The organism is Tenacibaculum xiamenense, from assembly GCF_964513065.1.
Lineage (GTDB): Bacteria > Bacteroidota > Bacteroidia > Flavobacteriales > Flavobacteriaceae > Polaribacter > Polaribacter xiamenense.
In genome coordinates this window covers 46,527-58,313 of record NZ_CAZEQU010000002.1, presented here as the reverse complement: position 1 = coordinate 58,313, position 11,787 = coordinate 46,527, and the positions used below count along the sequence as shown (strand labels likewise).

At 29.5% G+C, this 11,787-nt stretch carries 12 protein-coding genes; 5 read left to right on the top strand and 7 right to left on the bottom strand.

Annotation, left to right across the window (positions count from 1 at the left end; translation table 11 throughout):
- Positions 1-21 precede the first annotated feature (21 nt).
- The gene (locus ACKTTV_RS00290; protein WP_408028800.1) at positions 22-879 is read left to right on the top strand and encodes an N-acetylglucosamine kinase; all 858 of its coding nucleotides are present in this window, start codon (positions 22-24) and stop codon (positions 877-879) included.
- Between the two features lie 42 nt (positions 880-921).
- Here ACKTTV_RS00290 and ACKTTV_RS00285 read toward each other — a convergent pair whose 3' ends face one another.
- From ACKTTV_RS00285 to ACKTTV_RS00275, 3 genes are all read right to left on the bottom strand, one after another.
- Positions 922-1,359, bottom strand: coding sequence for a GNAT family N-acetyltransferase (locus ACKTTV_RS00285; RefSeq protein ID WP_408028799.1), 438 nt, complete (start codon positions 1,357-1,359; stop codon positions 922-924).
- On the bottom strand, positions 1,359-1,793 hold the full coding sequence (rpiB, locus tag ACKTTV_RS00280; RefSeq protein WP_408028798.1) for a ribose 5-phosphate isomerase B: 435 nt from the start codon (positions 1,791-1,793) through the stop codon (positions 1,359-1,361). Before rpiB ends, ACKTTV_RS00285 begins: the two co-directional genes overlap by 1 nt.
- A gap of 944 nt (positions 1,794-2,737) precedes the next feature.
- On the bottom strand, positions 2,738-3,658 hold the full coding sequence (locus tag ACKTTV_RS00275) for a diacylglycerol/lipid kinase family protein (protein WP_408028797.1): 921 nt from the start codon (positions 3,656-3,658) through the stop codon (positions 2,738-2,740).
- Positions 3,659-3,774: 116 nt separating this feature from the next.
- Here ACKTTV_RS00275 and rnr point away from each other — a divergent pair, with 116 nt between their 5' ends.
- The 3 genes from rnr (at position 3,775) to ACKTTV_RS00260 (ending at position 7,000) form a co-directional block, all read left to right on the top strand.
- Positions 3,775-5,970, top strand: coding sequence for a ribonuclease R (gene rnr / locus ACKTTV_RS00270; RefSeq protein WP_408028796.1), 2,196 nt, complete (start codon positions 3,775-3,777; stop codon positions 5,968-5,970).
- A 121-nt stretch (positions 5,971-6,091) separates the two neighbouring features.
- Positions 6,092-6,769 (top strand): head GIN domain-containing protein, encoded by a 678-nt coding sequence (locus tag ACKTTV_RS00265; protein WP_408028795.1) that lies wholly within the window; start codon positions 6,092-6,094, stop codon positions 6,767-6,769.
- Positions 6,770-6,802: 33 nt separating this feature from the next.
- Complete coding sequence (locus tag ACKTTV_RS00260) at positions 6,803-7,000, top strand: Sec-independent protein translocase subunit TatA/TatB (protein WP_408028794.1); 198 nt, start codon at positions 6,803-6,805, stop codon at positions 6,998-7,000.
- A 52-nt stretch (positions 7,001-7,052) separates the two neighbouring features.
- Here the strand turns inward: ACKTTV_RS00260 and ACKTTV_RS00255 are convergent, their stop codons facing one another.
- The gene (locus tag ACKTTV_RS00255) at positions 7,053-7,370 is read right to left on the bottom strand and encodes a YbjQ family protein (protein ID WP_408028793.1); all 318 of its coding nucleotides are present in this window, start codon (positions 7,368-7,370) and stop codon (positions 7,053-7,055) included.
- A gap of 62 nt (positions 7,371-7,432) precedes the next feature.
- On the bottom strand, positions 7,433-8,362 hold the full coding sequence (locus ACKTTV_RS00250) for an SPFH domain-containing protein (RefSeq protein WP_408028792.1): 930 nt from the start codon (positions 8,360-8,362) through the stop codon (positions 7,433-7,435).
- Between the two features lie 125 nt (positions 8,363-8,487).
- On the opposite strand from ACKTTV_RS00250, the gene ACKTTV_RS00245 reads away from it, so the two are divergent.
- Positions 8,488-8,883 (top strand): DoxX family protein, encoded by a 396-nt coding sequence (locus tag ACKTTV_RS00245; protein WP_408028791.1) that lies wholly within the window; start codon positions 8,488-8,490, stop codon positions 8,881-8,883.
- 141 nt (positions 8,884-9,024) lie between these two features.
- On the opposite strand, the gene ACKTTV_RS00240 is transcribed toward ACKTTV_RS00245, so the two are convergent.
- Entirely contained in the window at positions 9,025-9,888 is an 864-nt protein-coding gene (locus ACKTTV_RS00240; protein WP_408028790.1) for a class I SAM-dependent methyltransferase, read from the bottom strand.
- A 1,713-nt stretch (positions 9,889-11,601) separates the two neighbouring features.
- Positions 11,602-11,757, bottom strand: a complete 156-nt coding sequence (locus ACKTTV_RS00235) for a hypothetical protein (RefSeq protein WP_456243518.1) — start codon at positions 11,755-11,757, stop codon at positions 11,602-11,604.
- Between the last annotated feature and the right edge of the window lie 30 nt (positions 11,758-11,787).

The following is an 11,787-nucleotide window of genomic DNA, read 5'->3' as shown; positions in this document are numbered from 1 at the left end:
AAACCTATTAAACTGTAAATAATGATTTTAGTAGCAGATGGTGGCTCAACCAAAGTTGATTGGGTAGCCATAGATAACGATAAAAATGAAATATTCAGAACGAGTACCTTAGGATTAAATCCTAATGTTGTTTCTTCTTTAGAATTACAATCTCGATTAGAAAGTTCTACTGAATTAAAACAATATAAAGATTCAATTTCGGAAATTTACTTCTATGGTGCCGGACTCGGAACGTCATCTCCGATAAAAATTTTGACTGAAATTTTTGAAAGCTTCTTTAAAAACACTAAAAAAATTACAGTTGAGGAAGATATTTTAGGTGCGGTATATGCTTCTGCTAAAAATGAAAAAGCAATTGTTTGCATTTTAGGAACCGGAGCCAACAGTTGTTATTATGATGGTGAAACTGTTGAGTGTATTGCTCCTTCATTAGGCTATATTATTATGGATGAAGCTAGTGGTAATTATTTTGGTAAGCGTTTGGTAAGAGATTACTTTTACAAAAAAATGCCAGCTGATATTGCTGCAGCTTTCAATGATGAATTCGACTTAACTCCAGATGTTATTAAATTTAATTTATATAAAGTTGATAACCCAAATAAATATTTGGCTTCTTTTGCTAAGTTTATGTTTAACCATCAGGAAAATGCATATATCCGAAAGCTAGTGATGAACGGATTTAAGAAGTTTTTCTTATTCCATGTTTTAAATTATAATAAAAGTAAAGACACTCCAATTTACTTTATAGGTTCTATAGCCTATTATTTTGGCGATTTACTACGTGAAGAAGCAGAAAAAAATGACGTTCAAATTACCGGAATTATTGCGAAACCAATTGACAATTTAATAGAATATCATAAAGAAATATTAGTTTCTTAAACCAAAAAAAGCTTCCTTATTTAGGAAGCTTTTTTGTTTTTATTATCTTTTCATGCGAACATGTGGTATTCCATCTTCTAAATACTCTTCTCCAAAGGATTTAAATCCGTGCGATGTGTAAAACTTCAACAAATATGTTTGAGCTGATATCGTGATTTCCTTATTGTTATAGTAGTTATTAACAGCTTCAATTGAAGCCTTAATCAAATCGTGCCCGTATCCAAACTTCCTTTGAGATTCAGAAACAACAACTCTACCTATACTTGGAGTATCAAAATACTGACCACTATCAAATAAACGTGTATAAGCAATAATTTTCCCCTCTTTAGTTCCAATTACATGCAACGCTTTTTGATCTTTTCCATCAATATCCTGATATACACAGTCTTGCTCTACTACGAAAACTTCCGAACGTAGTTGTAAAATTCCGTACAATTCGGACGTTGTTAATTCAGAAAATGTTTTTACTACAAAATCCATTAAAGACTACATGCTATTTTATTAACTCTATTTTCGTGACGACCGCCTTCAAACTCAGTAGACAAAAATATTTTTACAAAACCTAAAGCTTGTTGTAATGAAACAAAACGCGCAGGAATTGTTAAAACGTTTGCGTTATTATGTTGACGAGTTAATTCAACTAACTCATTATTCCAACATAAAGCAGCTCTGATTCCTTGGTGCTTATTTGCTGTCATTTGAGCTCCGTTTCCACTTCCACATAATATTATACCCATTTCTGCTTGTCCTGTTTCTACAGCTTCTGCAGTTGGGTGAATAGAATCAGGGTAATCCATACTATCGTTAGTATCAGTTCCAAAATTGATAACTTTATGGCCTAATTCTTCCAAAAGTTTAACGATTTCAAACTTATAATCGGTACCTGCATGATCATTACCAATTGCTATTGTCATAATTTATTGATTTTAATTCAGTTGTGAGCTACAAAAATAGGGTTATTAACGGTTATCAACAGTAATTAACAATGCTTTTTTTTCAACTCTTAATAATCCTCTTGTTTTGAAGGTATTATCCAATATTAGCTAAATGTTAAGAACTAATAGTATAATTTTAAAAATATATTTGTCTTTCTCTACTTTTTTTACAATACAAGACTCACCTCTAATCTTCCAAATTTTTTTTTGAGTTTTTAATGAACATTTATCAACAAATAATTTACAATTTATTTACAACGGATTTTCAATTTTTATTTCATAAAAGATCGTGAACTTATGTTTATAAGTATTGTTAATAACTCTAATACATTCTTAATTTTAAACTATTTAAAGAGCTAATAACTTGTTAATGGTTTTTAATAAATGAGAAATACAATTATATATTCACTTTTTTACTCTACATATTCACACGCTATTATAACTAATATATCTTTTTTAAAATTTTAAAATTCCTTTTGTATAATAATACTATGTGTTAATAACATTGATTTTTTTGAATTGTGTTATTCCTGTTATGGATATGCTCTGTTTACTTCTAAGAAGGTTGTTGTTTATTTTTGAGTATTGGTTGACTGAAGGAGTTTCGCTGAATCCTTTGTAGAACGGCACAGAAACGATTTATTTCGTTTTTAGGTGTATTGCGGTGAGTAATTAAATAAAGGTGCTAGAAACTCTTCTTTGTAAGGTGAACACTGTCTTTGTGCTGTACGTGCTTTTGAGTAACGGTTTTCTTGAGAGTAACATTGATACTTACAACAGTCACTACGATACCTGTAATAAAGATAAGTAGGAATAGTGCTATTATTTTTCGTAAGTTTTTCATTGTTGGTGCTTGTATTATAAAGACGACCAATTTTAAGAAACGTTACAATTTCTTTAAGTTTTTTTTAACGTATTGATATTTAGTAAGATTGATTGACTATAAATTGAATAGCTTCTTTGTAAATAGAAACTTTAACTTTACCAGATCCGACTAACTCTCCGTCTGCTTCAACAAAGCTTTGTATTTCTGATGATTTTGGAGTTATTAACAATGTAGTGGTTTTATAGTTTTTTACTTTTTTATGTCGGACAATAGAGCCTGTGTAAAGTTTCCGTATATTTTTAACTAAGTCAAATAAATTCAGGTTTTTAGCTAATGTAATATCTAATAGTCCATTAGAAGTGTTTGAAAACTCTGTTAGTTTCATACCACCTCCAGAGTATTTACCAATACCAAAAAGTATCATTAAACATTCCTCATTCAATAACTCATTGTTAATTCCTATTTCATAACTGTTTTTCTTGTAGAATAGCATCCCAGATATACCGCTTAATAAGTAAGCAATGGAGCCTAAATGTTTTAGTTTATTAAGTTTGTTAACAACATAGCCGTCGTATCCAATTCCAGCAACATTATTAAAGTATCGTGAAGTGTTTTCTAATTGTAGAAAACCAATATCTTGATAGATGGTATTTAATTTTTTTAGGTGTTTTACTGCTTTTTCTATATTTTTACCGATATTATAAGTTTTAACCCAGTCATTTCCAGTACCTAAGGGAATGATTCCTACTACGACTTGATGGGAAGGAATGATGTTTTGAGTCATAATTCCATTAACAACATAATGAAGTGTTCCATCACCTCCAACTGAAACAAAATGTGTATAACCTTGCTTTATTGCAGTATGTACTAATTCAATTTCATGTTTTTGATGTGTGGTTACCTTTAAAGTATAATCGATATTGAAATGTTTAAATTGGTCTATAATTTTGGATTCTAGTGATTTAAAGCTTTTATTTCCCGCATTAGGGTTTGCAATAACGTACCATTTGTTCGCCATATTTTATATTTCAAGTTGAAATAGGAAAGTACGAAAATCATTTCATAACGCATTTTTAATAGTTTATACAATAAATTTATTTGTACTTTGCTGACAAATTATAAGAAGTTAGATTAATGACTAGAAAGAAAAAAATACCAAAGAAAAAAGGAAGAGTGATTAAGGATTTAGGACGTAGAATTTTGAAAATCCTTAATAGAGATAGTAACAAGCATTATAATTATAAACAATTAGCTTCTCAGCTTGAAATAAACGATTCAGAAGGAAAAAACTTAATTATTAAAAAGCTTGCTGAATTAGCTACCTCTCAAAAAATTGTTGAAATAGATCGTGGAAAGTTTCAAATTAATGAAGATCGAAAATATCACATTGGTAAATTAGATGCTACCTCAAATGGTAATGCCTATTTTATATGTGATGATTTTGAGGAGGATATATTTGTACCTTCTGTTAATTTAGGACATGCTTTACATGATGATATTGTAAGAGCTTATGTTTATAAGAAGCGTAGAAGCAATAAAATAGAAGCGGATGTTGTTGAAGTTATTGAACGCGCTAAACAAGAGTTTGTAGGAGTACTACAAATGAGTAAAAACTTTGGTTTTGTATTACCAGATAGTAATAAAATGTATGCGGATATTTTTATTCCAAAAAGTAAGATTAACGGTGCTAATCATGGCGATAAAGTACTAGCTAAACTTACGGATTGGCCAGAAAATTCTAAAAATCCATTTGGTAAGATAACCCAAGTTCTAGGGAAACCAGGAGAACATGATACAGAAATTCATTCTATTTTATTAGAATATGGTTTACCTCACGAATTTCCAACCCAAATTGAAGATGAAGCTAAGAAACTTCCTATTGAGATAACAAAAGAAGAAGTTTTAAAAAGGAGAGATATGAGAGGTGATTTAACCTTTACTATTGACCCGAAAGATGCGAAAGATTTTGATGATGCACTATCGTTTACCAAATTAGAAAATGGCAATTATGAAATTGGAATTCATATTGCTGATGTTTCTCACTATGTGCAACCAGGAACGAAATTAGATGATGAAGCTTATGATAGAGCAACTTCAGTTTATTTAGTTGATCGCGTGGTTCCTATGTTACCTGAAATGTTATCCAATGGTGTTTGTTCATTACGTCCTAACGAGGAAAAACTCACTTTTTCAGCTGTGTTTGAGATGAACGAAAAGGCGCAAATTGTGAATCAATGGTTCGGTAGAACTGTTACATATTCAGATAAGAGATTTGCCTATGAAGAAGCACAGGTTATTATTGAAACGAAAGAGAATGTAATTCCAGCAGAAATTTCTTTAACAGGAGAATCATATGTTGTTGATGAAGCTATAGTAGAGGCCACTTTAAAATTGGATGAATTAGCTAAGATTCTTCGTAAAAAACGAATGAAAGAAGGAGCTATATCGTTTGATAAAGTTGAAGTAAAATTCAATTTAGATGAAAAGGCCAATCCGGTTGGTGTATTTTTTAAAGAAGCAAAAGATGCTAATAAATTGATTGAAGAATTTATGTTGTTAGCAAATAGAAAGGTTGCTGAATTTATTGGTTTTAGTAAGGGGAAAGCTACGAACAAAACTTTTGTATATCGCGTTCATGATGAACCAGACACTGAAAAATTGGCATCATTGCAAAATATTGTCAGCAAATTTGGTTATAAAATCAATACAGAAAATAGAGAAAAAATTTCAAAAAGTTTAAATAAACTATTGAGTGATGTTCATGGAAAAGGAGAGGCTAATATGGTTGAAACCTTAGCTATCAGATCTATGAGTAAAGCCGAGTATACAACACAGAATATCGGTCACTATGGACTGGCATTTGATTATTATTCTCACTTTACATCTCCAATTCGAAGATACCCAGATGTCATGACACATCGACTTCTTCAGCATTATTTAGATGGAGGAAATACTCCTAAAGCTGAAATTTATGAAGAACGTTGTAAACATTCTTCTAAAATGGAAGAATTGGCATCAAAAGCTGAGCGTGATTCTATTAAATATATGCAAGTTAAGTACATGCAAGATCATCAAGATCAAGAGTTTGATGGTGTTGTTTCTGGTGTTACTGAATGGGGAGTATATGTTGAAATTATATCAAATAAATGTGAGGGAATGGTTAGAATCAAGGATATAAAAGACGATTATTATATTTTTGATGAGGAACAATATGCTGTTATTGGTCAGGCTACAAAGAATATGATTCAATTAGGAGATGAAGTTGTAGTAAAAGTAAAACACACTGATTTGGAGCGAAAGCACCTCGATTTTGAGTTAATTACACATTAAATTTAATAATTGTAACAATAAATTGTTATTATTGTCTTTATAGTAATGGTATGATTATTGACTATTATTATAAAGTATGGACATTTATATGTAGTTATATAATTGTTGAAACATAACTAAAATGAAAAGATTAATTTTTTTAAGCATGTTTTTAGTGGGGGCGCTAGTTTCTGCTCAAAACAAAATAACAAAAGATTTAGGTAGCTTTAAAATACTTAAGATTTATAATGGAATTGATGTAGAGCTAATTAAATCGGATAAGAACAGAGCTGTTGTAACTGGAGCTAAATCCGAAAAGGTAAAGTTCAAGTCGGAAAATGATAAATTAAAAATAGTACTATCGTTTCCTGAAACTACAGCTGAAGGTAAAGTTAAGGTAGCCTTATATTACGTAAATGATATTCAAATTGTTGATGCAAATGAAGGTGCTGTTGTAACTTCTAAAAAGTTAAATCAACAATCAGTTGAAATTAAAGCTCAAGAAGGCGCTTTTATTAATATGGTAGTCGATGTAAAACATTTAAAGGTTAAAAGTACATCAGGTTCAGTGATAAAGTTGTCAGGTAATGCTAAAAATCAAACTGTTAATGTTGATTTAGGAGCGAATTATCATGGTTATAAGTTACAAGTAGCTGCAATGAATATTGTAAGAGCTGGATCGGGTGCGAAAGCAGAAGTGCAATCAGGTGAAACGTTGGATGCGAAAGTATCTTTTGGAGGATCAATTTTTTACAAAGGAAAGCCAGAGGTGTTAAAAGATAAAAAAGTAATTGGTGGAGTAATTGAACACAGAAGTTAATTTTGTATCTTTGTCAATAAATTTAGTTTTAAAATGAATTCACTTACTATATTTTTAGGATTTGTTGGACCTTGGCAAATTGCTATTATTGTTGCACTAGTTTTATTAATGTTCGGAGGTAGAAAAATACCTGAGTTAATGAGAGGATTAGGAACTGGTATAAAAGAGTTCAAAGACGCTACGAAGTCTGAAGCAGACGGAGAAGAGAAATTAGAAGATAAAAAATCATAAGTTATAATAACTTGATATAAACTAAAAGCCGAATCATTTGATTCGGCTTTTTTTATAATTTTACAGCTGTTCCTGATGCGGTAACCATTAGCATTCCGCCATTTGGTCCTACTGTTTCGTAATCTAAATCAATTCCTATAATGGCGTTTGCTCCCATGTGTTCGGCACGTTGTTGCATTTCGCTCATAGCGCTATTTTTAGCCTCTCTTAAGACCTTTTCATACGATCCGGACCTTCCTCCTACAATATCTCTAATACCAGCGAAAAAATCCTTTATAAAGTTTGCTCCTATAATAGTTTCTCCTGTTACAATTCCTAAGTATTCTTGTACAGGTTTTCCTTCTACATTGTTTGTTGTTGTTGTTAACATATATTAAATATTGGTTTTAAATTATAAAAAAAGCGCTGTATTAAACAGCGCTTCATAAAATATTACTCATCGTTGTTTTTCTTTCGTTTGGCTTCTTTCATAGCCTCTCCTATTTGATTACTAGCTGTAAAACTAGCAACCATGTTATTCAACATATCACTACCAGCTTGTGGAGAATTTGGTAAAAGAATTAGATTACTGTTAGTATCAGCTCCAATTGCCTGCAATGTATCATAATGCTGCGTAACAACTATTAATGCTGAAGCTTCTTGACTGTTGATACCAACCTTGTTTAATACTTCTACAGATTCTTCTAAACCTCTAGCAATTTCTCTTCTTTGATCCGCTATACCTTGTCCTTGTAATCTTTTACTTTCGGCCTCGGCTTTTGCTTTTTCTACAATCAAAATACGTTGAGCATCACCTTCATACTGAGCGGCAACTTTTTCACGCTCCGAAGCATTAATTCTGTTCATAGCTGCTTTTACCTGAGCATCTGGATCAATATCTGTAACAAGAGTTTTGATGATGTCATATCCATACTCACTCATGGCATTATTTAATTCAGATTTTACAGCAATAGCAATATCATCTTTATTAACAAATACGTCATCTAAGCGCATTTTAGGTACTTCTGCACGTACAACATCAAATACATATGAAGTAATTTGATCATGCGGATAATCTAGCTTATAAAAGGCCTCATAAACTTTATCTCTGATAACCTTGTATTGAACAGATACTTTTAACTTAACAAAAACATCATCCAAAGTTTTTGTTTCAACGATTACATCTAATTGTTGAATTTTTAAACTTAATTTTCCTGATATTCTATCAACTAATGGAATTTTGAGTTGTAGTCCTGAGTGACGAATACTTTGAAATCTTCCAAAACGTTCTATAATAGCAGCTGTTTGTTGTTTAACAACAAAGAAAGATGAAAGAAGTATGATTATTCCGAAGAACAATAACGGATATAAATAAATTGGCATAATAAAAAGAATTTTTAGTTTGATTGAATTTTTTTAAAGATACGTTTTCTTTATTATAGGACGTATTTTTTATAAAATGTTACAGTTCTTTTTCATAAAACTTATATTTGCTTAAAATCACTAATATGGAACTTATAAAATCAAATGCTACAGAAATATTAATTTTATTATTCTTAGTAGTAACTTTTTTACAATCGGGTGTTGATAAAGTAACCGATTGGAAAGGCAACCTTTCTTTTATTAAAGATCACTTTAAAAATTCACCTTTAAAAAATATGGTACCACTTTTATTAGCAGTAATTCTTGTTATAGAATTATTAGCTGGTGCGTTTATGTTTATTGGTATTTTTAATTTGGCAACAACCGGATCAAAAGAGTTGGCCTTACTCGGAGTTCAATTAGCAGCCCTTACTTTAATATTTTTATTAATCGGTCAACGTTTAGCAAAAGATTATGCTGGAGCGATGACATTGGCAGTTTATTTTGTAATTACTGTTTTTGGCATGTTTTTATTAAAATAAATTTTATTGATTAAATATTTAATTTTATATAAATATTATTTATTAAAAAACCTCTTAAAATTTACGTTTTAAGAGGTTTTTAATTTTTGTTAAGGTGTTTGTATGTTTTTTAATTTTAAGTACCTTAAATATGTTTTATTATTAATATTTATCTTTTTTGATGATAAAAATAAGCGATGAATAATTATTTTCCGCTTTTGCTTTCATATTTGACTTTAAACCAATAAAAAATGCTTTAACTGGATTCATTTTTCCTGTTTTGTATTTTTCACTTAAAAGAGAAACATAATAGGAGTCAAATTTCATAGGTAATATTTTTGAAACTTTCATTTGATGAAAATTAAATATTTTATGAATAGAGGTTTTTGAAAAATGCCATACATGTCTCGGAACGTCGTAAGCTGCCCAGTGCTCTTTATAATAATTGGCATCATAACTTTTATAATTTGGAACGGCTATGATAAGAGTTCCATTGTCGGTTAACAAGTTTTTGATTTCTTTAATATAGTCATGAATATTTGTGATGTGTTCTAATACGTGCCATAGTGATATGACATCAAATTTTTTACCAGATAATTTTTCAATAGAATCGACCAAAAATATCCCTTTTTTATCGGCAATTTTTCTTGCGTCATTAGATGGTTCTACTCCACTAACGTACCATCCGTCTTGTTGACAAACTTTCAAAAAATCGCCTGTACCGGCGCCTATATCTAATAAGTTTTTGGAGTTAGAAGTAAAACTGTTGATAAGCTTTAGTTTTTTGCCTAAGGCATATTTTTTTACGGTTTGATATACTTTATCAATAAGCGATTTTTTACTATCGGTATGAGAAATATAGTTATCGCTTTTATAGTAGTTGTGTAAATCTTTTGGCAATGGAGATGTAACCAGCATATCTAATTGTTCATTATACATCACTTCATAACTTTCGTTTGAAACGGTATAATCTATACAATTGAGATAAGGCTTAAGATTTTTGTAGAGATCTTTTTCCTCGTTCAATGTACTTAATTTGTGTTGTTAGTCCTAGTTGTAATACACTACAATATTACGTAAAAATGTTCTATGTTCCACATGGAACGTTGCTATATCTTTTGTAAAAATTAGAGTAATTTATTAAGATTGGTAAATTCTATTTGCAATTTTTTATAATGTTCCACATGGAACAATTTTCATAATTACTGTTTAGGTGTAGTAAGTGACGCTATTATTGGGAATAATTGATTTTATAGTAGTTAAAGACTAGAATAGAATTTACTCGAAAATATAGGTTTTTTAGGTTTATCTAAATAAGTTTTTTAATGTATTTTTTCGTTAAGCAAAGTGTGGTCTGTGGACCTTAGTTGTTCTTAGTATGAAAAGATAAGTATGAGTAATCTTATAAGTAAACTTATTTAAGTTTTTACTCGTTTTAGTAATACATCTCTACTCTATCATTTAGTTTTTGCTTGTATAATGATTTGTGATATTTTAAATCCTGTTATTTATTGTATGTTGTGACTTTATTTTTTTATAGTAATTAATTTAGCTGCCTACGTTTTAAAGGCTAATTACTGTAGGATGAATTATTATAAATGATTAATTGAAGTGCTACTTTTTCTTTTTGTATTGTATCATTTATATTTAAATCATTTAGCTTTTTTAGTTTGGTATTGGATGGTTACTTTTATTTGAATTGCGTTTTTATTCCTTGTATTTTGGTATAACTTCTTTTCGTTAATGGTTATAATGATTTATGAATAATATGTGGTTTTAGATTTTACTTGATTTTTGTGTTCTAATTATGTTTTAATAGTAGCAAGTAGTTTTATATTTTCAATCTTCCATGGTTTTCTATTTAAGATAGATTCTGTACATACCTATTTACTTTATTTTTTATAGAGTTGTTATATAGTAAGTTTTTAATGCTTTAATGTTTTAACTATAATTTTTGGATTGATATTACTGTTTTAATTCTAATATAGATTATGCTTTGAAAAGGTTTAGTTTAAATATATAATTGAACATATTTATTAGATTATTGTTATTACCGATTCTTGTCTTGCCTTCTTAATAAAGTTTTATTTGTAAGCTTGGTTATTCTCCTGTTTTAAGATATAGCTTTTTTGAAAACAAATATTGTTATTGTTTCACATGGAACAATGCATATTTTTAATTTAATTATTTATTAGTTTTTAAATTTAGTTTGTGGAATAATAGGTGTAGATAGAAAGGTTCCACATGGAACATTTTAAATATATCTATGTTATTGTTTATTGATGTAAACGTGTAGTACTGATATATTACTTTAATACAATCTACTTATACAGTTAATTTAGGAGATTCATATAGGTTGTGTTTTACTTAGTTTCTTCTTTGTTTATGAAAATAGATTTTACTGTGATGTAACCGAATTTAGAAGGTGTTGTAGCATTTTCTAATCTGTTTAGTTTATCTGCGTTATTCTTTTCTTTTTCTATATAGCTATAATATTTTAAATGAATTTCTACGTGTTCTATAATTTCTTTGTCTATGTTATTCTAGTCAATAAAGAATTCATCTTATCTGTGTTTCGCGTTTAATTAAAAGCTAATCGAGGATCTGATGAAACCTTGAATGTCTTCATGAATTCAACGATAGAGGTTATGTATGTTTTAACTTATTTTACTTATTGACTATCTAAATTTGCTATGTAAAATAATAGGTATAAAAAGAAACGTTCCACATGGAACGTTTTTAAAAAGCTGTAATTTTATAGTTATCTACCCATATATACGAGCAGTAATAATATGTATTTGTAGATATCTCACTCATACGACTGACCTGGGAAATTGAAGTAGGTTGTATTTTACTTAACTTCTCTCTTGCTTCATAAGAAAGAGATTTTACTATGATGTAATCGAATTTATAAGGTGTTGCAGT

Bases quoted from the DNA above. Each gene is read 5' to 3' on its own strand.
- ACKTTV_RS00290 (WP_408028800.1), top strand. From the start codon at position 22: ATGATTTTAGTAGCAGATGGTGGCTCAACCAAAGTTGATTGGGTAGCC.
- ACKTTV_RS00285 (WP_408028799.1), bottom strand. From the start codon at position 1,359: ATGGATTTTGTAGTAAAAACATTTTCTGAATTAACAACGTCCGAATTG.
- rpiB (WP_408028798.1), bottom strand. From the start codon at position 1,793: ATGACAATAGCAATTGGTAATGATCATGCAGGTACCGATTATAAGTTT.
- ACKTTV_RS00275 (WP_408028797.1), bottom strand. From the start codon at position 3,658: ATGGCGAACAAATGGTACGTTATTGCAAACCCTAATGCGGGAAATAAA.
- rnr (WP_408028796.1), top strand. From the start codon at position 3,775: ATGACTAGAAAGAAAAAAATACCAAAGAAAAAAGGAAGAGTGATTAAG.
- ACKTTV_RS00265 (WP_408028795.1), top strand. From the start codon at position 6,092: ATGAAAAGATTAATTTTTTTAAGCATGTTTTTAGTGGGGGCGCTAGTT.
- ACKTTV_RS00260 (WP_408028794.1), top strand. From the start codon at position 6,803: ATGAATTCACTTACTATATTTTTAGGATTTGTTGGACCTTGGCAAATT.
- ACKTTV_RS00255 (WP_408028793.1), bottom strand. From the start codon at position 7,370: ATGTTAACAACAACAACAAACAATGTAGAAGGAAAACCTGTACAAGAA.
- ACKTTV_RS00250 (WP_408028792.1), bottom strand. From the start codon at position 8,362: ATGCCAATTTATTTATATCCGTTATTGTTCTTCGGAATAATCATACTT.
- ACKTTV_RS00245 (WP_408028791.1), top strand. From the start codon at position 8,488: ATGGAACTTATAAAATCAAATGCTACAGAAATATTAATTTTATTATTC.